Annotated in this window: 20 protein-coding genes; 10 read left to right on the forward strand and 10 right to left on the reverse strand. The window is 72.6% G+C overall.

Annotated elements, in window-relative coordinates; all coding sequences use genetic code 11:
• Positions 1-159: 159 nt before the first annotated feature.
• The 4 genes from BLW43_RS01005 to BLW43_RS01020 are packed head-to-tail and all read right to left on the reverse strand — an operon-like array spanning position 160 to position 9,125.
• Positions 160-5,094 carry a translocation/assembly module TamB domain-containing protein gene (locus tag BLW43_RS01005; protein WP_093247613.1) on the reverse strand — a complete coding sequence of 1,645 codons (4,935 nt, stop codon included), beginning with the start codon at positions 5,092-5,094 and terminating at the stop codon, positions 160-162.
• Positions 5,094-6,968, reverse strand: a complete 1,875-nt coding sequence (locus BLW43_RS01010) for an autotransporter assembly complex protein TamA (protein WP_093247614.1) — start codon at positions 6,966-6,968, stop codon at positions 5,094-5,096. The genes BLW43_RS01005 and BLW43_RS01010 overlap by 1 nt, the downstream gene beginning before the upstream one ends.
• Positions 6,965-8,167, reverse strand: a complete 1,203-nt coding sequence (locus tag BLW43_RS01015; RefSeq protein WP_093247615.1) for a pyridoxal phosphate-dependent aminotransferase — start codon at positions 8,165-8,167, stop codon at positions 6,965-6,967. Before BLW43_RS01015 ends, BLW43_RS01010 begins: the two co-directional genes overlap by 4 nt.
• Before the next feature lie 25 nt (positions 8,168-8,192).
• The gene (locus tag BLW43_RS01020) at positions 8,193-9,125 is read right to left on the reverse strand and encodes a DMT family transporter (RefSeq protein ID WP_093247616.1); all 933 of its coding nucleotides are present in this window, start codon (positions 9,123-9,125) and stop codon (positions 8,193-8,195) included.
• Between the two features lie 166 nt (positions 9,126-9,291).
• On the opposite strand from BLW43_RS01020, the gene BLW43_RS01025 reads away from it, so the two are divergent.
• Positions 9,292-9,672 (forward strand): helix-turn-helix domain-containing protein, encoded by a 381-nt coding sequence (locus BLW43_RS01025; RefSeq protein ID WP_245730867.1) that lies wholly within the window; start codon positions 9,292-9,294, stop codon positions 9,670-9,672.
• Between the two features lie 86 nt (positions 9,673-9,758).
• Here the strand turns inward: BLW43_RS01025 and BLW43_RS24550 are convergent, their stop codons facing one another.
• The 4 genes from BLW43_RS24550 to serS form a co-directional block, all read right to left on the reverse strand.
• Positions 9,759-10,865: a M23 family metallopeptidase gene (locus tag BLW43_RS24550; RefSeq protein WP_093247617.1), complete on the reverse strand. Its 1,107-nt coding sequence runs from the start codon at positions 10,863-10,865 to the stop codon at positions 9,759-9,761.
• A 52-nt stretch (positions 10,866-10,917) separates the two neighbouring features.
• Positions 10,918-11,541 (reverse strand): protein-L-isoaspartate(D-aspartate) O-methyltransferase, encoded by a 624-nt coding sequence (locus tag BLW43_RS01035; protein ID WP_093248152.1) that lies wholly within the window; start codon positions 11,539-11,541, stop codon positions 10,918-10,920.
• A gap of 89 nt (positions 11,542-11,630) precedes the next feature.
• Positions 11,631-12,407 carry a 5'/3'-nucleotidase SurE gene (surE, locus tag BLW43_RS01040; RefSeq protein ID WP_093247618.1) on the reverse strand — a complete coding sequence of 259 codons (777 nt, stop codon included), beginning with the start codon at positions 12,405-12,407 and terminating at the stop codon, positions 11,631-11,633.
• The gene (gene serS, locus BLW43_RS01045) at positions 12,407-13,711 is read right to left on the reverse strand and encodes a serine--tRNA ligase (RefSeq protein ID WP_093247619.1); all 1,305 of its coding nucleotides are present in this window, start codon (positions 13,709-13,711) and stop codon (positions 12,407-12,409) included. The genes surE and serS overlap by 1 nt, the downstream gene beginning before the upstream one ends.
• 214 nt (positions 13,712-13,925) lie before the next feature.
• Here serS and yajC point away from each other — a divergent pair, with 214 nt between their 5' ends.
• The 6 genes from yajC to BLW43_RS01075 all read left to right on the forward strand — a co-directional run bounded on the left by yajC (position 13,926) and on the right by BLW43_RS01075 (position 18,990).
• The gene (gene yajC, locus BLW43_RS01050) at positions 13,926-14,255 is read left to right on the forward strand and encodes a preprotein translocase subunit YajC (RefSeq protein ID WP_093247620.1); all 330 of its coding nucleotides are present in this window, start codon (positions 13,926-13,928) and stop codon (positions 14,253-14,255) included.
• A gap of 25 nt (positions 14,256-14,280) precedes the next feature.
• On the forward strand, positions 14,281-15,972 hold the full coding sequence (secD, locus tag BLW43_RS01055) for a protein translocase subunit SecD (protein ID WP_093247621.1): 1,692 nt from the start codon (positions 14,281-14,283) through the stop codon (positions 15,970-15,972).
• Between the two features lie 31 nt (positions 15,973-16,003).
• Positions 16,004-16,969, forward strand: a complete 966-nt coding sequence (gene secF / locus BLW43_RS01060) for a protein translocase subunit SecF (protein WP_093247622.1) — start codon at positions 16,004-16,006, stop codon at positions 16,967-16,969.
• A 24-nt stretch (positions 16,970-16,993) separates the two neighbouring features.
• Complete coding sequence (locus BLW43_RS01065; protein ID WP_093247623.1) at positions 16,994-17,362, forward strand: Mth938-like domain-containing protein; 369 nt, start codon at positions 16,994-16,996, stop codon at positions 17,360-17,362.
• A 106-nt stretch (positions 17,363-17,468) separates the two neighbouring features.
• Complete coding sequence (locus BLW43_RS01070; RefSeq protein WP_093247624.1) at positions 17,469-18,074, forward strand: superoxide dismutase; 606 nt, start codon at positions 17,469-17,471, stop codon at positions 18,072-18,074.
• Positions 18,075-18,153: 79 nt separating this feature from the next.
• On the forward strand, positions 18,154-18,990 hold the full coding sequence (locus BLW43_RS01075) for a metallophosphoesterase (protein WP_217632069.1): 837 nt from the start codon (positions 18,154-18,156) through the stop codon (positions 18,988-18,990).
• Positions 18,991-19,107: 117 nt separating this feature from the next.
• Here BLW43_RS01075 and BLW43_RS01080 read toward each other — a convergent pair whose 3' ends face one another.
• On the reverse strand, positions 19,108-20,328 hold the full coding sequence (locus tag BLW43_RS01080) for a DEAD/DEAH box helicase (protein WP_093247626.1): 1,221 nt from the start codon (positions 20,326-20,328) through the stop codon (positions 19,108-19,110).
• Between the two features lie 161 nt (positions 20,329-20,489).
• Positions 20,490-20,927: a YqaA family protein gene (locus tag BLW43_RS01085; RefSeq protein ID WP_093247627.1), complete on the reverse strand. Its 438-nt coding sequence runs from the start codon at positions 20,925-20,927 to the stop codon at positions 20,490-20,492.
• A 143-nt stretch (positions 20,928-21,070) separates the two neighbouring features.
• Between BLW43_RS01085 and BLW43_RS01090 the strand changes: the two genes are divergently transcribed.
• From BLW43_RS01090 to BLW43_RS01100, 3 genes are all read left to right on the forward strand, one after another.
• Complete coding sequence (locus tag BLW43_RS01090; protein ID WP_093247628.1) at positions 21,071-21,703, forward strand: MOSC domain-containing protein; 633 nt, start codon at positions 21,071-21,073, stop codon at positions 21,701-21,703.
• Between the two features lie 202 nt (positions 21,704-21,905).
• Positions 21,906-23,582 carry a formate--tetrahydrofolate ligase gene (locus BLW43_RS01095; RefSeq protein ID WP_093247629.1) on the forward strand — a complete coding sequence of 559 codons (1,677 nt, stop codon included), beginning with the start codon at positions 21,906-21,908 and terminating at the stop codon, positions 23,580-23,582.
• A gap of 121 nt (positions 23,583-23,703) precedes the next feature.
• Positions 23,704-24,165 carry a hypothetical protein gene (locus BLW43_RS01100; RefSeq protein WP_093247630.1) on the forward strand — a complete coding sequence of 154 codons (462 nt, stop codon included), beginning with the start codon at positions 23,704-23,706 and terminating at the stop codon, positions 24,163-24,165.

Genomic DNA, 24,165 nt, shown 5'->3' on the forward strand with positions numbered 1-24,165 from the left:
GCCGTCGCGGACGCCGCCGAGGCGGGGGGCGTCCGCGTCGCATGGCCTGCCCGGGCGGGGCCCGAAGCGGCGTTCGACCCGACAGGGTTCGCCGCACTGCGCCGTCGCCCTGTCGCGGTTTGCTGGTCGCTGGCGGCGCCAGTCGATTGGGAAGATGCGCTAGAAGTCCTTCTTCCAGTTCAGGCCGAAGGAGGAGCCGCCCTCGGCGCCCACCTCGCTGTCGACGGTCACGTTGTCGAACACCTCGATCTCCACCGTCGCGCGGGTCGGCCCGCCGTCGAGCGGCTGCTTGGCGCCGACGAACACGCCCTCGCCGAGGTTCTTGCCGACGGTGACGGAGGTGTTCTCGCCGATGCCCTCCACCGCCAGCACGTCGACGCCGGCGGTCGCGCGCACCCGGTCGAGAAAGCCGCCAGAGCCGTCGAGCAGCGTCGCGAGGCCCGCGGCGAGCTGGAGCGACTCGCCCGCCGTCAGCGACTGCTGCGACTTGTTGAACAGCACCCGCGGCAGCACCTCGTCCTCGGGCAGGGCGGGCGTCGACTCGAAGCTGATCTGGGGGTCGGAGGCGTAGCCGCGCACCACCACGCCGCCGGTCACGTCCTCCGCCTCGCGCAGCAGCGCTATGTCGAGCGAAGGGTCGATCGGCTGGCCGCCGCTGAAGCGGATCAGACCTCGCGTGAAGTCGAAGACGGCGCCGACCAGCACCAGTTCGCCGCGGATGCGCTCGATCTCTCCCGTCACGATCGGGGCCGAAGCGGCGCCGCCGACGTCGAGCGCGACGCGCCATTCGCTGGTCAGTCCGCGCCCGCGCACGAAGATGTCGCGATCTCCCCTGATGCGGATGTCGAGCGCGATGTCCTCGCCCGCAGGCGCCTCCGGTTCCGGCGCGGGCTGTCCCTTGATGCGCACCGGGCCGAGATCGGCGACCGAGGGCGGCGTCGCGTTCACGAGGCGCACCTCGGCCGCGTCGATGGTCACGTCGCCGGAGATGTCGGGCCCCGCGAGGGGGCCGACGGCGGCGATGTCGAGACTTATCGCCGCGGTGGCGTCGTCGCGGCGCACGAGCACGGCGCGCGTCGCGTCGATCTGCGCCCGAAGCTGGCCCCCGGCGATCTCGGCGTTCAGCGCAAGCGGGTTGCCGGAGCCGTCCTCGGCGTCGAGGTCCACCGTGAAGCCGCCGTTCTCGACCGCATGGCCGTCGAGGGTCATGTGGGTGAGGATCGTGCCGGTCTCCAGGTTCTGATACTGGCCGTCGGCGAGCGAGACCCGGCCAAGCAGCGCGGGCGCCGCCGCCGGTCCGCTGAAGCCGAGGTCGATGGCCACGTCGCCGTCAAGCACATGGTCGGCGGCGGGCACGAGCGCCCAGAGATCGCCGATGCGGCCGTTCCAGGTCAGCCGTCCCTCCACGGGCAGGCCCGGCGCGAAGGCGGGCGCGCCGCCGGAAAGCCGCAGCGGCGTGGAGGCGGTGAGGGTGACCGGCTGATTGAACGGGCCCCGCAGCACCGTCTCGGACGTCAGCCGCGAGCCGGTCCAGCGGGCGTCGAGCGTCGCGTCGAAGGCGCCGGCGTCGGACTGCTCGCCGAGCAGGCGCAGGCCGCGCATCGCCGCGGCGACGGTCGCGGCGGCGGAGCCGGGGCGGGTGTCGAAGCGGGCGTCGGCCTCCAGCGAACCCGAGCCGAGCGGGGCCTCGGCGAGGCGGGCAAGCGGCGTCAGATCCGCGAAATCGAGGCCGAGCCGCCCCGCGAGCCCGCCCTCATGCGCCGTCACCTCGCCGGTCAGCGCGCCGCCGGGCAGGCCGAGGTCGAGCCCCTGAACGGTGAGCGGGGCGCCCGCGCTGATGCGCAGGGGGCGGCGCAGCGCTGCCTCGGCCTCGTCGAGCCGGGCGACGAGGCGCGTCACGGTGATCTGCGGCGCCGGCGCGGCGGCGTCCACCCCGGCGCGGGCGGTCAGCGACAGGGCGCGGCCGTCCTCCAGCGCGCCCTTGGCATCGAGCGAGACGGCGAGATCGGCCAGCGCGCCGGAGACGGCGGCCTCGATCGCGTCGAGCCGCGCCGGGCCGGCGCTGGTCGCGCCGGCCCGCGCCTTCGCGTCGATGCGCGGCGTCTCGCCCAGGGCGTCGTCCACCGTCGCGGCGACCGAGACGGCGCCGATGCGCGCGCCGCCCGCGGCGATGGGCTCGGCGTCGAGCGTCGCGGCGAGCCGGGCCGCGCCGTCGGCCTGGGTCACCGCCGCCGTCAGCCGGGCCTCCCGGCTCGCCGCGTCGCCGAAACCGGGCGCGGACAGCGTGGCGTCGATGCGGCCCTGCGGCGCGCTCAGCAGCCCCGAGCCGAGGCCCTGCGCCTCGATCCGCGCGACCCGCGCGCCGGCGCCCGCGACATCCAGCGCCGTGAGCCTGAAGGACGCCGCCGGGTCGCCGAACGGGCGGTCGACCCGGCCCCCAAGGCTGACGGAGGCGACGCGGGCCTCGGCGGCGGGGTAGGCGATCTCGCGCGCGAGCAGGCTGACGTCGGCGCCGCCCTCGCCGGTCAGGTCGTCCGCGACGACGCCCAGCGTCAGGCCGTCGAGCGTGGCGCCGGCGCCGGCCACCGTCTCAGCGCGCAGCAGCGCCGAGCCGGAGGGCGCCTCGATCAGGTCGGCGCCGTCGGCGGTCAGCGTCAGGCGCGCGACCGTCGCCTCGGCGGCCGGATAGGCGAAGTCCTCCGCCGTCAGCGCGATCTTCGCGGGGCCCCCGCCCATAGGGTCGTCGACCGAGAACTCGCCCGCGAGCCGCGCCAGCGCTGCGCCCGCCCCGGCGACGTCGCGCGCGGCGAGGGTTCCCTCGACCTTGGGCGCCGCGATCAGGTCGCGGCCCTCGGCGCTGAGCATGACTTCGGCGAGGGAGGCGTCGGCGGCCGCGTAGCGCACGTCGCGAGCGGTGGCGGAGAGCGCGCCGAGCGCGGCGCCCTGAAGATCCTCGCCCGAGATCTCGGCGGTCAGCGAGCCGATCGCGGCCCCGGCCGCCGCCACGCCGGCCGCGTCGAGCGTTCCGGAGACGGCGGCGCCGGGTCCGAAGGCGTCGGCGGCGGAAAGGTCCAGCGCAAGCCGCTCGATCCGCGCGTCGGCGACCGAGAGGCCTTCGACCACGCCCGTCAGCGCGGCGTCCTGCCTGCCGGCCGCCGGGGTCAGCGTCGCCGTGAGGGACGCCGCGCCCGTCGCCGGCCGGCCCGCGAGACGGCTCAGCGGCGCGAGATCGGCGAGTTCGGCGGTGATCACGCCCTGCGCCAGCGTGCGTTCCAGATCGACCCGCAACGCACCGCGGACCTCGGCGCCGAGCGCGTCGAGGCTGATGTCTGAGAGGTCGAGCCGCGCGTCGCGCAGCGAGAAGCCCGCCGACGCCGCGGCGGGGCCGAAGCGCGATCCCTCCGCGGTCAGCGACGCCTGACCGGCGAGCGCCTCGCCGAAGGAGACGCCGTGCTCCAGCGCCACGCGGCCATAGGGTTCGCCGGCAAAGGCGAGTCCGTCGAGCGTGAGCGCGCCGTCGATGCGGGGCGCGGAGAGCGCGCCGGTGACGCGGCCCTGCGCCGCGAGCGCGCCGGCGGCGTCGACGTCATAGGAGGCGGCGAGCGGCGCGAGGTCGGGGATCGCGAGCGTGTAGTCGAGGCGGTCGGCGTCGTCCGCCAGCGGGGCGGGGGCGTCGGCGGCGGGAAGCCGGCCGGAGGCCTCGGCGGTCAGCGCCGGGGCGGCGAGGCGCAGGGCGTCGAGCGTCAGGCCAACGTCGTCGAGCCGCCCGCGCGCCAGCAGCGTCGCGTCGCCGAGAGTTTCGGGCCGGATGCGGTCGAGCCTGAGCCCGGCGGTCTCGCCGGAGACGTCGAACGCCGCCGAGAAGCCTTCGGGGGAAGGGGCGGCGGCCCCCGTCAGCGTCAGGTCCGCAGCCAGCCGGGCGGCCGCGAGGTCCACCGGCGCGGTCCGCAGCCCGTCGAGCGAGAGCGCGCCCTGGGCGCGCAGCGCGGCGAGCGCGCCGCTGACGGCGCCCTCGAAGGCGACGCGCTCGAACGCGACCTGCTCGACCAGCGCCGAGAGGCCGGCGCCGGCCTCAAGCGAGACGTCGGCCTGCACCGCGCCGGTCTCCCGGGCGAAGGTTCCGTCCACGACGACCGAGAGTTCCGGCGCCGTGATCCTGCCCTCGGCGATCTCGATCACGCCGTCCGCGTTCTCGCTGGCGCGCGCGCGCAGGGTCGCCGTCTCGCCCAGCGCAGCGGCGACGGCCGGCGGCGCGGCGGGGCCGGGGCGCAGTTCGGCGGTCGCGTCGACGCTGAACGGCGGGCCGACGACGACGGTCGCCGCGCCGGTCGCGCGATAGACGCGGTCTGTCTCGGCGTCGAAGCGCAGCCGCCAGTCCGTGAGCGGGCCGCGCGCCTCCAGGTCGACGCGCGTGGCGCTGTCGTCGGGAAAGCCCGCGAGCTCCGCCACCAGCCCGCCGGCGGCCTCGTCGGCGGCGAGATCGAGCCTCAGCTCACCCGTGGAGAAATCGCGCAGGTAGTCGAGCGCGATGGAGCCGAACACGTCGTCGGTGCGGTTGACGTAGAGAGCGACGGCCTGCTCGTCGCCCTCGTCGCGCGCGTTCCCGCGGGCGTCGAAGCGCATCCCCTGCGCGGCGACGACGCCTGGCGAGATCTCGACCCGGCGCAGGTCCATGACGTTCACGCGGGTCGCGATGGGGGCGCGCGGCCAGGCGAAGGGTTGCGCCGTCTCCGCGTCGGGCTCCTCCTGCGCAGGCGTCGGCTCGGGCTCGGGCGCCCGCAGCACCCGCACGCCACGCGCGGAAAGGCGGTCGATCTCCAGCTCGCCGAGCAGGATGCGCGAGACGCGCCATGTCAGCGTCACGCCCTCGATCTCCAGCCAGACGCCGCGCCGGTCCGCGACGGTGACGCCGACGAGTTCGGCCGCGCCGTCCTCGCCGTCCTCGATCCCGCGCGCCTCGACCGTGAAGCCCTCGCTGGAGATCTGGCGCAGCGCGAACTGCACCAGCGACTCGCCCACGCCGAAGATCGAGAGCTGCGCCGGGCCGGGCAGGGGCGCGAGCGCCAGGCACAGGGCGAGCAGCAGCGCGCGCATCAGTAGGCCTGTCCAATGGAGATGTAGATCTGGAAGGCGTCGTCGCGGTCGCGCGGATTCAGCGGCACGCCGACGTCGAGCCGTATCGGCCCGACCGGCGAGAGGTAGCGCACGCCGGCGCCGGCCGCGAACTGCACGCCTTCGTCGAAGTCCGGCCACTGGGCGTCGCTCACCGTGCCCGCCTCCGCAAAGAGCGCCGCGCCGACGGGGCCCCAGACGACGGAGCGCAGCTCGACCCCTAGTTCGGCGACCGAGAGGCCCCCCGTCGGGTCTCCGTCGGCGTCGAGCGGGCCGATGTCGCGCTCGCCGTAGCCGCGCACCGAGCCGCCGCCGCCGGAGAACAGCCGCTGGCTGGCGGGCACGCCCTCGTCGTCCGCCGCGACGATGGAGCCGAGCCGCGCGCGGGCGGCGAGGACGTGGCGGGCGTCGGAATCGAGCGCCTGATAGACCGAGCCGCTGCCGTCGAAGCGCATGAACACGGGGCGCGGCCCCTCATCGGCGTAGCCGGTGAACGGCGTGAAGCCGATGTTGAGGCGTGCGCCCTCGCTGGGGTTCAGCGGATCGTCGCTGCCGTCGTAGTTCGCGAAGGCCGGCAGGCCGGCGAGCAGGAAGCGCTTCTCGGTCGTCCCGTCGTCGATCAGGCTCGCCTGCAGCAAGCCGCCGGCGCCGACGCGCCATGTGTCGCTGAGCTCCCGTTCTAGGCCGGCGGTGAGCTTGACGGCGTATTCCTCGAAGGCGTCGTCGTCGGTGTGGTTCAGGCCGAAGCCGGCGACGAAGTCCTGTCCGGGGCGGAGGTACTGCGGCTCCTTGTAGCGCAGCTCGAGATTCTGCTCCTCCAGCCCGGCGAGCGCCTCGGCGCGGATCGTCTCATTTGCGCCGAACAGGTTGCGGTGCTCGTAGGAGCCGCGGACCGCCGGGCCCGCGTCGGTGTCGTAGCGGGCGCCCGCGGTCACCGTGCGCCGCGGCCCTTCCTCGGCCCGGACGAGGACCGGCGCGGCGTCGCCTTCGGGCGGCGTTTCGGGGGGGGCGGCGGAGATCGCGTCGAAAAGCTGCGTCTCCACCAGGGCCTGCTGGAACTCCCGCAGCTTGCGGGCGTCGTAGGGCTCCCCCGGCTCCCAGTTCTGGTAGGTGCGCAGATACGCCTCGTCGACCTGCTCCAGCCCCTCGAAGCGCGGAGCGCCGAAGACGTAGTAGGGGCCGGGCGCGATGGACGTGTCGACCTCGATCTCGTGGCGCTCAAGGTCGGCCACCGCGTCGCGGCCGCGCGCCTCGACATAGGGCCGGCCCTCGTTGCGCAGCCTGGTCACCGCGGCGCTCTCCGCGGCGAGGATGTCGGCCGCGACCGCCGGACCGCCGACCGGCGAGCCGAGCGCCGCGGCGTCGAGCTCGAGCGGCGGGCCGTCGACCTCACCCAGCGGGGTGAAGCCGTGGCGGGCGAGGGTGAAGCGCGGGCCGGCGTCGATCGCCACGACGGCGCGGGCGATCGGGCCGGACGCGTCTTCGGCGCCCTGCGCGGGCGCGGCGCCGCCGCCGTCGCCCGGATCTTCGAGCGACACGACCTCGACGGCGATGGTCGGCTGGAACCAGCCGTAGGAGCGCAGGATCTTCTCGGCCGTCGCGACGTCGTCGCGGGCGCGGCGGCGCAGGAAGGCGATGCTCTGCGCGCCGGCCTCCTGCCGCCGGAAGATGCCGAGCGACTGGCGCATCAGCGCGTCGATCTCGTCGTTCGGCGCGCCGGTCACTTCGGCCTCGTAGGCGACCGCGGTCTCCGGCTGCTCGAAGGTGAGCGGCTGGTCGACGTCGGTCCCGCCGATGCAGCCGGCGAGCCCCAGCGACGAGGCGAGCGCCGCGGCGCAGGCCCGCGCCCCGCTCACGCCAGGCCGGCGCAGAAGCGCTGGATGCGGGCGCAGGCCTCGGCCAGCACCGCGTCCGCGGCGGCGTAGCTCACACGGAAATGCGGGCTCAGCCCGAAGGCGGCGCCGTGCACGACCGCGACGCCCTCCGCCTCCAGCAAGGCGGCGCAGAACGCCTCGTCGTCGTCGATCGGGCGGCCCGAGGGAGCGCGTCTGCCGATCGCCCCGGCGCAGGACGGATAGACGTAGAAGGCCCCTTCCGGCGTGGGGCAGGCGAGGCCGTCGGCTGCGTTCAGCCCCGCGACGACGAGATCGCGCCGCCGCAGGAAGGCGGCGCGGCTCTCCGCGATGTAGTCCTGCGGGCCTTCGAGCGCCGCGAGCGCCGCCCACTGGCTGATCGAACAGGGGTTGGTGGTGCTCTGGGTCTGCACCTTGCGCATCGCATCCACCAGCCGCTTCGGCCCGGCGCAGTAGCCGATGCGCCAGCCGGTCATCGCATAGGCCTTGGAGACGCCGTTCACGGTGAGCGTTCGGTCGCGCAGGGCGGGCGCGACCTGCGCGGGGGTGGCGAAGTCGAAGCCCGGATAGGCGATGTGCTCGTACATGTCGTCGGTCATCACCCAGACATGGGGGTGGCGTTCGAGCACGTCGGTCAGCGCCTTCAGCTCCGTCGCCGAATAGCCGGCGCCGGAGGGGTTCGAGGGCGAGTTGAAGATGAACCACTTCGTGCGCGGCGTGATCGCCGCCCCCAGCGCCGCGGGCGTCAGCTTGAAGCCCGTCTCCAGGGCGGCCGGAACGATCACCGGCTCGCCGCCGGCCAGCCGCGTCATGTCGGGGTAGCTCACCCAGTAGGGCGCGGGGATGATCACCTCGTCGCCGGGGTTGAGCGTGGCGACAAGCGCGTTGAAAAGCACCTGCTTGCCGCCGGTGGAGACCATCGCCTCCTCCGGCGTGTAGCTCAGGCCGTTCTCGCGCGCGAACTTGGCGCAGATCGCGGCCTTGAGTTCGGGGATGCCGTCGGGCGCGGTGTACTTCGTCTCGCCGCGGTCGATGGCGTCGCGCGCGGCCTGCTTGATGTGCTCGGGCGTGTCGAAATCAGGTTCGCCGGCGGAAAGCGCGATGACGTCGCGCCCCTGCGCCTTGAGGTCCCGCGCCATCTGGGTGATGGCCACCGTCGGCGAGGGCTGCACGCGCGCCAGCGCGTCGGAGAGGAAGGCCATACCGCACGAGCCTTGGTTAAAGGGATCACCCGTGACGCTTAGGGCTCCTCAGAGCGCGCATCAAGCGCCGGGGCGAGCGACCGTCGATGAGGATGAGGCCAAGTCCCAGCAGCATATAGCCAAACCACGCAGTCGGACCGACCCGCTCGCCGAGCGCTACGGCGCCGAGCGCGACGGCGACGGGGGGAATCAGCAGCGTCACGAGCATCAGATTCGCCGCCCCGGCCGTCGCCAGGATCCGGTAGTAGAGCAGGTAGGCCGCGGCCGTTCCCAGCCCCGCGAACCACGCCACCGCAGCCCAGGCCTGCGGCGACAGCGCCAGCGTCGGCCAGCCCTCGACGGCCGCCGCCAACGGCGCCGCCATCAGCGCGGAGCAGGTCAGCATCCCGGCCGCGGCGGTGGCGGGCGGCACCCCGCGCAGCCGCAGCTTGGCCCAGACCGAGGCGAACGCGTAGCTGAGCGCGCCCAGCCCCACGGCGCCCTGGGCGAGGCTGCGCAGGTCGAGCCCCGAGAGCGCCTCCGCGCCGATGATCGCGACGACCCCTGCGAAACCGGCCGCGACGCCCGCCGCGCGCAGCGGCGTCAGCCGCTCGTCGGGCAGGATCGCCGCGGCGACAACCGCGCCGAACACCGCGGTCGCGGCGTTCAGGATCGAGACCAGGCCTGTCTCGACATGGGTCTGCGCCCAGGCCATGAGGCTGAAGGGGACGATGTTGTTGAGCAGCCCCATGACCGCGAAGGACAGCCACGCCGCCGGATCGGCCGGCGGGCGCTCGCCGCGCCAGAGCGCGATCGCCCAGAGCAGCAGCGCAGCCCACCCGACGCGGTGCAGCACCGCCGTCAGGGGCCCCATCTCGCGCAGCGCCACGGCGATGGAGAGGAACGACGCGCCCCATATCACGGCGAGCAGCGCCAGTTCGACCGCCGCGCCCCGCGTGATGCGCGCCTGCGCCTGCATTCCCGTTCCTCCCCAGCGCCCGACCCCGGGGAGACCCGTCTATCGCCGCGCCGCCGCCCTGGCGACCCGGATCTTGCCGCGGCGGCCGACCGGGGGCGACAGGACGCGCCTGCGGTGCTACCCCTAGCGTCAAGCCGAGCATGACCGGATCGGGGGAGGAAACCGGGTGCAGGACGCCTACTACGACGAGGATAGCGCCACGTTCGGCGACCGCATGGCCGCGGCGCGGGAGGAAGCCGGGATCGGCGCGACGCAGCTCGCCCAGAAGCTCGGGGTCAAGACGCAGACCATCGCCGCGTGGGAGACGGACCGCGCGGAGCCGCGCGCGAACCAGTTGCAGACGCTTGCGGGGGTGCTCGGCGTCTCGATGAAATGGCTCATGACCGGCATCGGCGACGGGGTGGCGCCGCCGCCCGACGCCCACCGCGACGCCACGATCGCGCTGCTGCTCGGCGAACTGCGGGAGGCGCGCATGGCGCAGGCCCGCGCCGCCGAGAAGCTGGCGCGGATCGAGACGCGGCTGCAGGCGCTGGCCGCGGGCGGCTGAGGCGACGCGTCGATCCCGAACATCGACAGGACTCCTCATGCCTCGCATCGGCCCTCAGGCGCGTCGGCGCTCAGCCGGGAAGGAACTCAGCCCGGCAGGAACTCGGACGGGTCGACCGACGCGGCGCCGCGGCGCACCTCGAAGTGAAGCACCGCGTCCGTGCCGGACTCCGGCGCGGCGACCACGCCGATGGTCTGGCCCTTGCGCACGCGGTCGCCCTGCGCGACCGTCACCCCGTCGACATGGCCGTAGACCGTCAGCAGGTCGTTGGCGTGGCGGATGAGCACGATGGTCTGGAGACCGCCGAGCGATTCGGAGACCAGAGCCACCTGACCGTCGGCGGCCGCCGAGACCGGCGCGCCGGTCGTCGCGCCGAAGTCCACGCCGTCATTGCGCCCGGCGCCGGCGGCGCGACTGTAGGGCCGGACGATCGGGCCGGACACCGGCGCCGCGAAGGTCGCCGGCGCCGGCGGCGGCGGCGCAACCACGGCGGGCGCGGGGGCGGGCTCGACGACGGCGACGGACGACGGCGCGTCGCGAACCGGCGCCTCTGCGGGGGCGGGGGGCGTCGCGGGGTCGGGGGCCGGTGCAGGGGCGGGGGTCGGCGTGGGCGCGGCCTCGGGCGTCCCGCTCTGCGGCGTGGGCGAGGGCGGCGCGGCGTCGTCGCCGAGGCTCGCCTCGATGGCGGCGATGTCGAACCCGGTCGCGCCGGCCGCGGCGGCGGTGGAGGGGGCCGGCGCTTCGGGCGCGGCCGGCGGCGTCTCAAGCGGCGTCTCGAGCGGCGTCGGGGCGGAGACCTGCGCGACGGACGTTCCGCCGGGGGACGGCGGCAGGATCAGCTCGTCCCCGGCGCGCGGCTGGTATCCCGCCGGCAAACCGTTGTAGGCGGCCAGCGCCGCCGGCGAGAGGCCGACGCGAGACGCCATCGACGCCACGGTGTCGCCCTGCCGCGCGACCACGGCGCGGTAGCCGCCGTAGTCGACCACGCCGCGCGCGTCGGCCGCGCCGGGCTGGAGGGCGGCGATGGCCGCGTTGTCGACGGCGGGCGCGGCGGGCCGCGGCTGCGGCGCCGACGGCTGGGTGCCGCGATAGACGACCGGCGCCGGCTCGGGTCGCTCGGCGCAGGCCGCGACGGTCAGCGCCGCCGCAAATGCGGCGCCCACGCCGCTCAACCTGGAAATGCGCTCGCCCATGACGTTTCTCCCCTTCGTCTCGCCTCGTGAGGCGCCGCCCGCGGCCGGCGGATCACGCGTCGCCTTCGGGCAGCCCGGCCAGCAGCGGCACGAAGCGCACTGGAAGCAGCTCGGTGTACTCCAGCCCCTGCGGCGTCTTTACGATCCTTATCAGCTGTTGCACATCGTCGCTCTGGCCGACGGGCAGCACCATCACGCCGCCCTCGCGCAGTTGTGAGAGCAGCAGCGCCGGCGGATCCTCCGCCGCCGCCGTCACCATGATGCGGTCGAACGGCGCCTGGTCGGGCCAGCCGAGCGCACCGTCGCCCGAGACCAGCGAGACTGAGCCGAGATCGAGCGCCTTGAGCCGTTGGGCGGCTTCGCGCGCCAGCGCCTTGTGACGCTCGATGGCGTAGACGCGCCGCGCGAGGCGCGCCAGCACGGCGGCCTGGTAGCCCGAGCCGGCGCCGACCTCCAGCACCTTGCAGCGCGGCGTCGGCGCGAGCGCCTGCGTCATCACGCCCACGACCGAGGGTTGCGATATGGTCTGGCCGCACGCGATGGGCAGGGGCAGGTCGTCATAGGCGCGGTCCCGGAACGCGCGGTCCACGAACATGTGGCGCGGCGTCGCCTCGATGGCGGCGAGCACCCGCGCGTCGGTGACGCCGCGGCTGCGCAGGGAATAGACGAGCCGCATCATCTGCTCGCGGTCGGGCGCGCCCGGCGCAGCGGCGCCCGCGCCCGCCGGGAGGGAGCCGTGGGGGCCGCCCGGGGCGCGCGTCATGGTCAGCCGACGAGCGCGGCGCGCGCGCCGTCGAGCAGGTCGTGCGCGGTGAGATCGGGGCGCATCGGCGTGACGGTGATCCAGCCCTCATGGCCCAGCACCGCGTCCGACCCCGCCTCGGCGCTGGTGTTGGCGGTGCGGTGCTGGAGCCAGAAGAAGGTGCGGCGCGAGGGCGAGACGTACTCCACGCAGTCGAACGTCCCCGAGCCGCGGCGGCCCTGCGGCGCCAGCGCGAAGCCCTTGACCGCCTGCCCTTCGACCGCAGGAAAGTTCACGTTGTAGAAGATGTCGTGGCTCCACGGGCAGCCCAGCACCCGGCGCACGGCTTCGGCCCCGTGGGCGCGGGCCGAAGCGAAGGCGTCGGCGGGCGCGTCGTCGCCGCGGCGGTAGTACTGGCTGAGCGCGACGGCGCGCACGCCCTGCAGCGCGCCCTCCATCGCGGCCCCGATGGTGCCCGAATACACTGCGTCCTCGGCGACGTTGTGGCCCATGTTCACGCCCGACAGCACCAGATCCGGCTTCACCTCCGCCAGAATGTGATGAACCCCGAGGATGACGCAATCCGCAGGATTGCCGTCCACCGCATAGCGCCGGTCCTCAAGCTTCGCCAGCCGCATGGGTTTGGTGTAGGAGATGCAGTGCGAGACGCCCGAGCGCTCGTCGCCCGGCGCCACGACCCACACCTCGCCGTCGGGCCCTGCTATGTCATGTGCGATGGCCTCGGCCACTTTCAGGCCGGGGGCGGTGATCCCGTCGTCGTTGGTCACGAGGATGCGCATCAGGCGGTTCCGGATTCCAGGGTTCCATCGGGCGCGATCCGCGTCGCTCCCTTCATGTAGGGCCGCAGGACGGCGGGGACCGTGACGCCCCCCTCCGCGTCCTGCCCGTTCTCCATCACCGCGATCAACGCGCGGCCCACGGCGAGGCCGGAACCGTTGAGGGTGTGGACGAATTCGGGCTTCGCCTCCGCCTCGGGCCGGAAGCGGGCGTTCATGCGCCGCGCCTGGAAGTCGCCACAGAGCGAGCAGGAGGAGATCTCGCGATAGGTGTCCTGCCCCGGCAGCCACACCTCGATGTCATGGGTGCGCCGCGCGCCGAAACCCATGTCCCCGGTGCAGAGGACCACGGTGCGGAAGGCGAGGCCGAGCCTGGCGAGGACGCCTTCGGCGCAGGCGGTCATGCGGTCGAGTTCGGCGCGGCCGTCCTCGGGTCGGACGATGGAGACCATCTCGACCTTCTCGAACTGGTGCTGGCGCAGCATCCCGCGCGTGTCCTTGCCCGCGGAACCCGCCTCGGAGCGGAAGCACTGGGTGTGCGCTGCGTAGCGGCGGGGCAGGGCGGCGGCGTCGAGGATCTGCCCGGCGACGAGGTTGCTCAGCGTCACCTCGGCGGTCGGGATCAGCCACCAGCCGTTCTCGGTCCGGTAGAGGTCTTCGGTGAACTTCGGCAACTGCCCGGTGCCGAGCAGCGCTTCGTCGCGCACCAGCACCGGCGTCCACGCCTCCGTCAGCCCGTTCTCGTCGATGTGGGTGTCGAGCATGAACTGGGCCAGCGCGCGGTGCAGCCGCGCCAGCGCGCCGGACAGCACCACGAAGCGGGCGCCGCTGAGCTTCGCGGCGGCCTCGAAATCCATGCAGCCCATAGCCTCGCCAAGCTGCCAATGCTCCCTTGGCGCGAAGTCGAGGCGCGGAGGCTCGCCGACGCGCCGCAGCTCGACGTTGCCGGCCTCGTCGGCGCCGTCGGGCGTGTCGTCGAAGGGCGCGTTCGGGAGCGCCATCAACTCGGCGGTCAGCGCCTCGTCGGCGGCCTTCGCCTCGGCCTCCAGCCGGGCGATCTCGTCCTTCTTCTCCGCGACCACGCCGCGCAGACGCTCGAACTCCGCGTCGTCGCCCCGCGCCTTCGCGGCGCCGACTTCCTTCGAGGCGGCGTTGCGCGCGGCCAGCGCGGCCTCCGCGGCGGTGATGGCGGCCCGCCTGCGGCCGTCGATCTCCAGCAGCGTCTCCGCCATCGGCGGCAGACCGCGTCGGGCGAGGGCGGCGTCGAAGGCGTCTGGCGCGTCGCGCAGCGTGCGGATGTCATGCATGGCGTAAACTCGACGGGCTTGCGGCGAAGCGTGCGGCGGGAGGGCTCATGGCGCGGCTTATGCCGCATCGCACGGGCCTGCGCCAGCGTCGCAGGCCCCGGGTCGGCGCCGGTCGCCCCCCCATTGCGCCCATGGCGCCCGCGGCTATAGTCCGCGCGACTTTCGCAGGGCCGGTCATGATCCGGCGGACGCACGAGATACGGAGACAACGCCGATGTTCATTTCGCCCGCCTACGCCCAGGCCGGAGGGGCGCCCGCCGGGGGCGACTTCATCATCCAGCTCATCCCGCTGATCCTGATCTTCGTGATCTTCTACTTCTTCCTGATCCGCCCGCAGCAGAAGAAGGCCAAGGAGCACAAGGCGATGATCGACGGCCTGCGCCGCGGCGACCAGATCATCACCCAGGGCGGCGTCTACGCCAAGGTGACCAAGGTGATGGACGACGCCGTGGAGGCGGAACTTGCGCCCAACGTGAAGGTGAAGGTGGTGAAGTCCACCGTCGCCGCGCTGGTCTCGAAGTCCGAACCCGCCAACGACAACTGAGCCTGACCCGCATCGGAGGCAGGCCATGCTGCAGTACTCGGCCCTGAAGAAGGCGCTCGTCATCGCGCTCTGTCTGCTGGGCGTGGCGCTCACGGCGCCCAACTTCTTCTACGAGACCGCCGACGAGGCCGCGCGCGCCCGCGCGCAGGTCGAGCGGCTGGAGGAGCGCGGCGCGCCGGTTCCGCCGGACCTTGCGGCGCAGGCGGCGGCGTGGCCCTCATGGCTGCCGGGCTCGGTGCTCAACCTCGGGCTCGACCTGCGGGGCGGCGCGCATCTGCTCGTTGAAGTGCGAGTCGAGGACGTCTACGCCGAGCGCATCGCGTCGCTGTGGCCGGAGGCGCGGTCTGCGCTGCGCGAGGCGCGGGAGGTCGTGGGGCCGTTCCGAGAGGTCGACGGCGACCGGCAGGCGCTGGAGATCCGCCTGCTGCAGCCCTCCGCGGCGGGCATGGACGCAGCCGTGGGCGCGCTGGAGGAGATCGCGCAACCCGTGACCTCGGGCATCCTCGGGGGACCGGCCGGCCGCGACATCGCGGTGGAGCGGCTCGGCGACGACCGCCTGCGCGTGACGCTGACCGAGGCCGAGCGCGCCGCGGCGCTCGAGCGCACCATGGCGCAGTCGCTGGAGATCGTGCGCCGCCGCGTGGACGAGGCGGGCACCCGCGAGCCCACGATCCAGCGGCAGGGCGAGCGGCGCATCCTCATCCAGGTGCCGGGCGTCGGCTCGGCGGAGGAGTTGCTGGCGCTGCTGGGCGAGACCGCGAAACTCTCTTTCCACGAGGTCGTCAGCCAGACCGAGAACGCGCAGGCGTCGGCGGCGCCGGGCGAGATGATCGTCCCCGACGCCGACCAGGTCGGCCTCTCCTACGTCCTGCAGAGCGCGCCGACCGTGGCGGGGGAGAACCTCGTCGACGCCTCCACCGGGTTCGACCAGGACGGGCGGCCGGCGGTGAACTTCCGCTTCGACACGGCCGGCGCGCGCGCCTTCGGCGACTACACCCGCGCAAATGTCGGCAAGGTGTTCGCGATCGTGCTCGACGGGCAGGTGATCTCGGCGCCGCGCATCATCTCCGCCATCACCGGCGGCTCCGGGCAGATCACCGGCAGCTTCGATGTGGCCGAGGCGAACCGCCTCGCCATCCTGCTGCGGGCGGGCGCGCTGCCGGCGGAGATCGAGGTGCTGGAGCAGCGCACGGTCGGGCCGGAGCTCGGCGCGGACAGCGTCGCAGCCGGAAAGATCGCGACCGTCGTCGCGCTGATCGCGGTGATGGTGTTCATGGGGCTGAGCTACGGGCTGTTCGGCCTGTTCGCCAACGTGGCGCTGATCGTCAACATCGCGCTCATCATCGGCGTCCTGTCGGCGCTCGGCGCGACGCTGACGCTTCCGGGCATCGCGGGGATCGTGCTGACGATCGGCATGGCGGTGGACGCCAACGTGCTGGTGTTCGAGCGCATCCGCGAGGAACTCAAGCGGTCGAAGGGGCCGGCGCGCGCGATCGAGGCGGGCTACGAGCGCGCGCTCTCGGCCATCGTCGACGCCAACATCACCACGCTGATCGCCGCCGTGATCCTGTTCGCGATGGGTTCCGGCCCGGTCAAGGGTTTCGCGGTGACGCTGAGCGTGGGCGTCGTCACCTCGGTGTTCACGGCCATCATGGTCACGCGGCTGATGGTGGCGACGTGGTTCGAAGCGCGCCGGCCGAAGGCGCTGGCCCTGTGACCCGCGTCATCACTCGTGCAAGGAGCGTCCCATGCGACTGATGAGGCTGGTGCGCGACGACACCCATGTAGGCTTCATGAAGCTGGCGAAGCCGGCGGTGCTGTTCTCCGCCGCGCTGGCGCTGCTGTCGGTGCTGTCGCTCGCGGTGATCGGGCTCAACTACGGGATCGACTTCCGCGGCGGCGCGGTGGTGATGGCCGAGACGCCCGAGCCGCGGCCCATCGCCGAATGGCGGGCGGCGCTGGGAACGCTGGAGGCCGGCGACGTCGCCGTGACGTCGATCTCGGACCCCGCCGCCGAGCTGACGGGCGCCGCGCGCAACTCGGTGATGGTGCGCATCGGCGCCGACGACCCCAACGCCGCCGCCAGCGAGGCCCGCGCGCTGCTGGAGGACGCATTCCCCGACGTCACCATCCTGCAGACCGACGCCGTGGGCGCGAAGGTCTCGGGCGAGTTGCTCCAGGCCGGCGCGCTGGCGCTGCTGCTCGCGGTGCTGGCGGTGCTCGTCTACATCTGGCTGCGGTTCGAGTGGCAGTTCGCGGTCGGCGCAGTCATTGCGCTCGCCCATGACGTGCTGATCACCGTGGGCGTGTTCTCGATCACCGCCACGGAGTTCAACCTGTCGATCATCGCCGCGCTGCTGACGATCATCGGCTACTCGCTCAACGACACCGTCGTCATCTTCGACCGCGTGCGCGAGAACCTGCGCAAGTTCAAGACCCGGCCGCTGGCGGAGGTGCTGGACCTCGCCATCAACGAGACGCTCTCGCGGACCTTCATGACCTCGGGCACGACGCTGATCGCGCTGATCGCGCTCTATGTGCTCGGCGGCGAGGTGATCCGCGGCTTCACCTTCGGCATGATCTTCGGGATCGTGATCGGCACCTACTCGTCGGTGTTCGTCGCGGCGGCGGTGCTGCTGTGGCTGGGCGTGACGCGCGAGCCGCTCGATGCTGACGCGGCGGCGGGCGTGAAGTTCAGCGACGGCGGCGCCTGAGGGCGGCCCGGTGGTATCGCGCCCATGAAGATGCACGAGGTCGCCTTTCCCGACCGCCCGCCGATCGACGGCTATGGCGCCGGCGGCTTCCGCATCGGCGGCTACGCCCATCAGGGCGGTCTGCTGCTGCTGCCGGGCAGGGTGGGCGCATGGGCCCCGGCGCAGCCGCCATCGCCTGCCTGCTTCGCCGACGTCATCGCGGCGGCGGACGCCATCGACATCCTGCTCGTCGGCATGGGGCCGGACATTGCGCCGCTGCCGCGCGAGACGCGCGCCGCGATCGAGGCGGCGGGGCTGGGCGTCGAGGTGATGGCCACCCCGGCGGCCTGCCGCACCTACAACGTGCTGCTGGCCGAAGACCGGCGCGTGGCCGCCGCGCTGGCGCCGGTTTGACGGCGCGAGGTCGGAACGCCGGTTCCGGTCGGATCGTTAAGCGTCTATAACCCGCGCGACGGCGCTCGCCGCCGCGCCTGACCACCAGTCCAGAAGGGGCCTTTCCATGGCTTTCACTCTCCCCGATCTGCCCTACGCCCATGACGCGCTGGCCTCGGCCGGCATGTCAAAGGAGACGCTGGAGTACCACCACGACATCCACCACAAGGCCTATGTGGACAACGGCGCCAAGCTGCTCGACGGCTCGGGGCACGAGGGCAAGAGCCTCGAGGAGATCGTCAAGGCGACCTACAAGCCGGGCGAACTCGTGCAGTCCGGCCTGTTCAACAACGCCTCGCAGCATTGGAACCACATCCAGTTCTGGGAGATGATGGGGCCGAACCCGGGCGGCATGCCGTCGGAACTGGAGAAGCGCATCGTCGACGGCTTCGGCTCGGTCGACAAGTTCAAGGAGGCGTTCTCGGCCGCCGGCGCCGGCCAGTTCGGCTCGGGCTGGTGCTGGCTCGTCGTCGACGGCGATGGCTCGCTCAAGGTCACCAAGACCGAGAACGGCGTCAACCCGCTCTGCTTCGGCCAGACCGCCCTGCTCGGCTGCGACGTGTGGGAGCACTCCTACTACATCGACTTCCGCAACAAGCGCCCCGCCTACCTGTCGAACTTCCTCGACAAGCTTGTGAACTGGGAGAACGTCGCCTCCCGTCTGCCGGGCTGACACGCTCACCCGCCGGCGCCTTCTGCGGGGGCTGGCGGGTCTCGCCATCGGATCGTGGGCCGTCGGGGCCTATGCGACGGTGGTCGAGCCGGGTCTGCGCCTGCGCATCCAGCGCTGGGAGGTGCGCCCCGCGATCTGGCCGCGCGGATTAACACTGCGGATCGTGGCGCTGGCGGATCTGCATGCCGGCGGGCCGCACATACCGCTGTCCCGCATCGCCCGTATCGTCGAGGCGGCGAACGCCCTGGAGGGCGACACCGGCGTGCTTCTCGGCGACTACCGCGCCAGCCACAGCTTTGTTCTCGACCGCACGCCGCCCCGTCGCGCGGCGCGCGCGCTGGCGCGGTTCAAAGCGCGCGCCGGCGTGTTCGCCGTGCTCGGCAACCATGACTGGTGGGACGACATGGCCGAGCAGCGCGACCGGCGCGGGCGCTGCCGGTGGTGGGACGAGCTGGAGGACGCCGGCCTCGCCGTGCTGCACAACACGGTCGCTCCGGCCTCGGTGGACGGTCGCAGGGTCTGGATCGCTGGCCTCGGCGATCAGCTCGCCTATCGGCCGTTCTGGCACGTCGCCCAAGGGCGCGTGTTGCCCGCGGGCGGGCTTGACGATCTGGCGCAGGTCTCGGCGGCCACCCCCGACGACGGCGCGCCGGCGATCCTGCTCGCCCATGAACCCGACATCTTCCCGCTGGCCCCGCCGAGGTTCGCCGTGACGCTGGCCGGCCACACCCATGGCGGGCAAGTGCGCCTGTTCGGCTGGTCGCCGATCGTGCCTTCGGCTTTCGGCGCGCGCTACGCCTATGGCCATATCCGCGAGGACGGGCGCGATCTGATGGTCTCGGCCGGTCTCGGCTGCTCCATCGCGCCGGTGCGCCTCGGCATGCCGCCGGAAATCACCGTGATCGACCTCTCCTGAGCGCCATCGACCCTGCGGCGTGGCGGGCGTCCTAGCGGGCCGCGCGCAGCGCCGGCGATCGGTCGGAGCGCGCCCGGCGCTCCGGCCGGGCCGCGCGGGCTGTTGCTCAGCGGCGCCTCACGCCGCCTGGCGCGCGCCGCCGCCGCGGCGGTTGCGGGAGCGGCGGCGGCCCGTTCCCGGCGGGTTCTGGGCCGGGCGCTGGGGCGCGGGCGGCTGGTCGCCGAGGCTGCCGTCGGCGAGGAACGCGCGGCGGATCAGCTTCTCCACAGCGCGCAGCTTGTCGGTCTCGGTCTCGTCGCAGAGCGTGATCGCGACGCCCGTCTTGCCGTTGCGCCCTGTCCGGCCGATCCGGTGCGTGTAGTTCTCCGGCTCGTCGGGCAGGTCGAAGTTCACCACATGGGTCACGTTGTCGACGTCGATGCCGCGCGCGGCGATGTCCGTCGCCACCAGCACGCGGGCGCGGCCGCGCTTGAAGGCGTCGAGCGCGCGCTGGCGGGCGTTCTGGGCCTTGTCGCCATGGATCGCCTCGGCGGGATAGCCGTCGGTCTCGAGGTTCTTGGCGACGCGGTCGCAGCCGCGCTTGGTGCGGGCGAAGACGATGACGCGGGCCATCTCGGGGTCGGCCAGCAGCTTCGCCAGCGCGCCGCGCTTGGAGCCCGCCGAGACGTGCTCGACCCGCTGCTCGATCACCTGGACGGTGGTGCCCTGCGGCGCGATCTCGATGCGCACAGGGTCGTTGAGCAGTTCCGCCGCGAGCGCCTCGATCTCCTTCGGCATGGTGGCCGAGAAGAGCGCGGTCTTGCGGTTCTTCGGCGTGGCGGCGGCGACCTTGCGGATGTCGCGCACGAAGCCGAGGTCGAGCATCCGGTCGGCCTCGTCAAGCACCAGCGTCTCGACGCCGGCGAGGCTGATGCGGTTGTCGTCCATCAGGTCGATGAGCCGCCCCGGCGTCGCCACGACGACGTCCACGCCCTGCGCGATGGCGCGGGTCTGGTTTGCGCGGGACATGCCGCCCAGCACCAGCACGGTGCGCAGGCTGAGGCCGGAGCCGAAGCGGCGCAGTTCGTCGTCGATCTGCGCGGCGAGTTCGCGGGTGGGGGCGAGGATCAGCGCGCGCGGCTGGCGCGGCTGGCGGCCGGGCCGGCCGCCGAGGCGCTCGATCAGCGGCAGCGCGAAGGCGGCCGTCTTGCCGGTGCCGGTCTGGGCGAGGCCGAGCACGTCGCGGCCTTCGAGCTGCGGCGGGATCGCCTGCTCCTGCACCGGCGTCGGCGCCTCGAAGCCGCATTTGGCCAAAGCCTTGAGGATCGCGGGGGAAAGCGCGAAGTCGGAGAATTTCATCAATGCATCCACAGTTTACCGCTCCGCTCGGAGGCGGAGGGCGGCTCGGCGATCGCCAAGCGCAACTGGCGGAAAGCTCGGGGTTGCGACGGTGCGCGGCACACAAACTCGGGCCGCGTGCGCTGTCGTTGGGCCTGACATGGACGTGCTGCGCTGCAATGTCAAGCGCCGATCGCCCAGCCGAGGGCGGCGTAGCGCGCCGTCTTGACCGCGGCGACGATCAGGACGAACAGCCAGAGCGGCGTGCGCATGACGCCTGCGACCACGGTGAAGGCGTCGCCGAAGGGCGCCCAGCTAAGCAGCAGCGTCCAGACGCCGTAGCGCCGATACCAGCCCTGCGCCCTCTGCAGCTGCGCCTCCGTGACGGGAAACCAGCGCCTGTCGCGATAGTGCTCGATCCAGAGGCCCATGAACCAGTTGACGACCGATCCCAGGGTGTTGCCGAGGCTTGCGACGATGAGGATGAGCGGGTAGGGCGCGGTCTCGGCGACCGCCATCGCGACATAGACGACCTCCGACTGGAACGGCAGGATCGTCGCCGCGCCGAACGCGGCGGCGAACAGGCCCGCCAGCGCCGCAGCAACCTCCAGTTCAGACATGCCGCCTCCCGCGCCGAGTCCGGTGGTACCTAGCAGGCTTGCGGCCCGGCGCCACGCGGCCGCCGGATGAGCCGAGGCTCCCGCCGCGGCTTGTCTCCGGCGAGAGCCGAGGCGAGGCTGAGCGTGACACGGAGGAGACCGGCATGGCGATTCTGACCCCGACGGACGTGACCGTTCGCGTGACATGGCTCGGCGTCGTGCGAGACCGCGCCGTGACGCTGGAGAGCGCGCCGCGCGACAGCCTCTCGCTGGGCTGGGACGGTCCCGAGGGCGAGTGCCACGGGGGCCTGACGCGCCCCTCCTGCAGCCGCGTGAAGCTGCAATATCCGCGCGGAACGGAGATCCGCAACGCGCGCCAGCTCAGCATCCTCTCCGCGGAGGAGCTCGCCGCCATCGCCGCGGATCTCGGCCTGGAGACGCTGCCCCCGGCCTGGACGGGCGCCAACATGGTCGTGGAGGGCGCGCCGGACTTCACGCAGGCCCCGCCGGCCAGCAGGCTGATCTTCGAGACGGAAGGCGGCGGGCCCGGCGCGTCGCTGGCGATCGACATGGAGAACGGACCGTGCCGCTTCGTCGGAGAGACCATCGAGAAGCATCGGCCGGGCCACGGCTCGGCGTTCCCGCGGGTTGCGGCCGGCCGGCGCGGCGTCACGGCCTGGGTCGAGAAGACCGGCGTGGTCGCGCTTGGCGACGTCGCGCGGCTGCATGTTCCGCCCCAGCGCGTCTGGCCCCACGCCAGACCGGCGCGCAGCCCGCGGGAAGCCGCGGCCGGGTAGCTCCGTCTCACCCGGAAGGGTGGGCCCGCGCCGCCGGGAGATGGTCGCGCTCCACCCTTTCGGGCTCTTGCGCGTCCAGCCGCCGAACCGCATTGTCGCGCCCGGCCTAGGCCCCGCCCCACCCCGCGAGACGCGCGCACCGGCGCGCCAATGAAAACCTCCCCGGCGCCCAGTCTGGGAAAGTCGCTCCAGGAAAACGCCCATGTCACAGCCTTCCGACATCGACATCGCCCGCGCCGCCAGCAAGAAGCCGATCATGGAGATCGGCGCCGGGCTCGGCGTGCCGGCCGAGAGCCTGCAGCCCTACGGCCACGACAAGGCGAAGGTGTCGGCCGAGTTCATCAAGGGGCTGGAGGACAGGCCGGACGGACGGCTCATCCTCGTCACCGCGATCAACCCCACGCCCGCCGGCGAAGGAAAGACCACGACGACGGTGGGTCTGGGAGACGGTCTCAACCGGATCGGAAAAAAGGCTGCGATATGCCTGCGCGAGCCGAGCCTCGGGCCATGCTTCGGCATGAAGGGCGGAGCGGCGGGAGGCGGGCGCGCCCAGGTCGTGCCGATGGAGGACATCAACCTCCATTTCACCGGCGACTTCCACGCCATCACCAGCGCGCACAACCTGCTGAGCGCGATGATCGACAATCACATCTACTGGGGCAACGGCCTCGGGATCGACCAGCGCCGCATCGTCTGGCGGCGCGTGCTCGACATGAACGACCGGGCCTTGCGCCAGGTCACCACCTCGCTCGGCGGCGTCGCCAACGGCTTCCCGGCGGAGGCGGGCTTCGACATAACAGTGGCGTCGGAGATCATGGCGATCCTCTGCCTCGCCAAGGACGCGGGCGATCTGGAGCGGCGACTGGGCGACATCGTCGTGGCCTACACCCGCGACAAGGCGCCGATCACCTGCCGCGACATCAAGGCCGACGGCGCGATGACGGTGCTCCTGGCGCAGGCGCTGCAACCCAACCTCGTGCAGACGCTGGAGAACAACCCGGCGTTCATCCATGGCGGCCCGTTCGCCAACATCGCCCATGGCTGCAACTCGGTGATGGCGACGCGTACGGCGCTGAAACTGGCCGACTACGTCGTGACGGAGGCCGGCTTCGGCGCCGATCTCGGGGCGGAGAAGTTCTTCGACATCAAGTGTCGCAAAGCGGGGCTGAAGCCGGCGGCGGCGGTGATCGTGGCGACGGTGCGCGCGCTCAAGATGAACGGCGGCGTCGCCAAGGCCGATCTGGGCGTCGAGAACGTCGCGGCGGTGGAGAAGGGCTGCGCCAACCTCGCGCGCCACATCGAGAACGTGCAGGGCTTTGGCATACCCGCCATAGTTGCAATCAACCGCTTCTACACCGACACCGACGGCGAACTCGAGGCGGTGCAGGCGCAGGTCGCCGCGCTGGGCAGCGAGGCCGTCGTGTGCGAACACTGGGCCAAGGGCTCCGAAGGCACTGAAGAGCTGGCGAAGAAAGTCATGGCGCTCGCCGAGAGTGGGAAGGCCGATTTCAAGCCCCTATATCCCGATGAGATGCCGCTTTTTGAGAAGATCGACACCATCTGCAAGAAGATCTATCGCGCCGGCGCCGCCCATGCGGACAAGAAGATCCGCGATCAACTCACGGCTTGGGAGAAAGAGGGTTACGGAAACCTTCCCGTCTGCATGGCCAAGACGCAGTACTCGTTCTCGACGGACCCCAACCTGCGCGGGGCGCCGGAGGGTTTCGAGATTCCGGTGCGCGAAGTGCGGCTGGCGGCGGGTGCGGGGTTCATCGTCGCCATCTGCGGCGAGATCATGACCATGCCGGGCCTGCCGCGCGTTCCCTCCGCGGAGAGCATCCGCATGGACGAGGAAGGGCTGGTGCAGGGCCTGTTCTGACGCGCCGCCGCCGGGGAGATCAGGGGGCGCCTCTCCGGGCGGCTCTCTGGTCTTGCGTCCGGGCGCGGGGCGGGTCAGCCTCGAGTCGCGCCATGGCGGGCGCTGGCCGGGAGACGCACCTATGCGCCTGATATCGTTGATGTTCGCCGCCCTGATCGCGGTCGCCGCTCATGCCGACGACGAAGAGGGATACTACTATCCGCCCGTCACGACATCGGAAGTCTTCGAGCGGACGCTCGCCGAAGCGCCGGCGGCGGACCGCGCGGTGCGCATCGGCTTCGTCACCCAGGTGACGCGGCAGCAGCTGGAGCACCCCACGCCGCCGCGCTTCGCCGTTTTCGCGAAGGGGGAGCAGGCGCAGGAGATGATCGTCATTGCGCTGGATCGTGACGTTTTTTCAACGCTCTACCGGGCGAGGGCGGTGATGGCGCAGCTCTCGGCGCCGGCCCGCACGACGGAGTTCTTCGTGCGCAACGCCGTCTCCGACCGCGCGACCTTCTACGACATGGTGAAGCTGATGGGCTTCGCGACGCTCACGCTGAGCGACGGCGAGACATGGAGCCACCGTGTCACGTTCCGATGA

The sequence above is a fragment of the Rubrimonas cliftonensis genome, from assembly GCF_900107585.1.
GTDB lineage: Bacteria > Pseudomonadota > Alphaproteobacteria > Rhodobacterales > Rhodobacteraceae > Rubrimonas > Rubrimonas cliftonensis.

Bases quoted from the DNA above. Each gene is read 5' to 3' on its own strand.
- BLW43_RS01085 (WP_093247627.1), bottom strand. From the start codon at position 20,927: ATGTCTGAACTGGAGGTTGCTGCGGCGCTGGCGGGCCTGTTCGCCGCC.
- BLW43_RS24550 (WP_093247617.1), bottom strand. From the start codon at position 10,865: ATGGGCGAGCGCATTTCCAGGTTGAGCGGCGTGGGCGCCGCATTTGCG.
- BLW43_RS01020 (WP_093247616.1), bottom strand. From the start codon at position 9,125: ATGCAGGCGCAGGCGCGCATCACGCGGGGCGCGGCGGTCGAACTGGCG.
- BLW43_RS01065 (WP_093247623.1), top strand. From the start codon at position 16,994: ATGAAGATGCACGAGGTCGCCTTTCCCGACCGCCCGCCGATCGACGGC.
- BLW43_RS01090 (WP_093247628.1), top strand. From the start codon at position 21,071: ATGGCGATTCTGACCCCGACGGACGTGACCGTTCGCGTGACATGGCTC.
- secF (WP_093247622.1), top strand. From the start codon at position 16,004: ATGCGACTGATGAGGCTGGTGCGCGACGACACCCATGTAGGCTTCATG.
- BLW43_RS01080 (WP_093247626.1), bottom strand. From the start codon at position 20,328: ATGAAATTCTCCGACTTCGCGCTTTCCCCCGCGATCCTCAAGGCTTTG.
- BLW43_RS01100 (WP_093247630.1), top strand. From the start codon at position 23,704: ATGCGCCTGATATCGTTGATGTTCGCCGCCCTGATCGCGGTCGCCGCT.
- BLW43_RS01095 (WP_093247629.1), top strand. From the start codon at position 21,906: ATGTCACAGCCTTCCGACATCGACATCGCCCGCGCCGCCAGCAAGAAG.
- BLW43_RS01005 (WP_093247613.1), bottom strand. From the start codon at position 5,094: ATGCGCGCGCTGCTGCTCGCCCTGTGCCTGGCGCTCGCGCCCCTGCCC.
- surE (WP_093247618.1), bottom strand. From the start codon at position 12,407: ATGCGCATCCTCGTGACCAACGACGACGGGATCACCGCCCCCGGCCTG.
- BLW43_RS01070 (WP_093247624.1), top strand. From the start codon at position 17,469: ATGGCTTTCACTCTCCCCGATCTGCCCTACGCCCATGACGCGCTGGCC.
- BLW43_RS01035 (WP_093248152.1), bottom strand. From the start codon at position 11,541: ATGCGGCTCGTCTATTCCCTGCGCAGCCGCGGCGTCACCGACGCGCGG.
- yajC (WP_093247620.1), top strand. From the start codon at position 13,926: ATGTTCATTTCGCCCGCCTACGCCCAGGCCGGAGGGGCGCCCGCCGGG.
- serS (WP_093247619.1), bottom strand. From the start codon at position 13,711: ATGCATGACATCCGCACGCTGCGCGACGCGCCAGACGCCTTCGACGCC.
- BLW43_RS01015 (WP_093247615.1), bottom strand. From the start codon at position 8,167: ATGGCCTTCCTCTCCGACGCGCTGGCGCGCGTGCAGCCCTCGCCGACG.
- secD (WP_093247621.1), top strand. From the start codon at position 14,281: ATGCTGCAGTACTCGGCCCTGAAGAAGGCGCTCGTCATCGCGCTCTGT.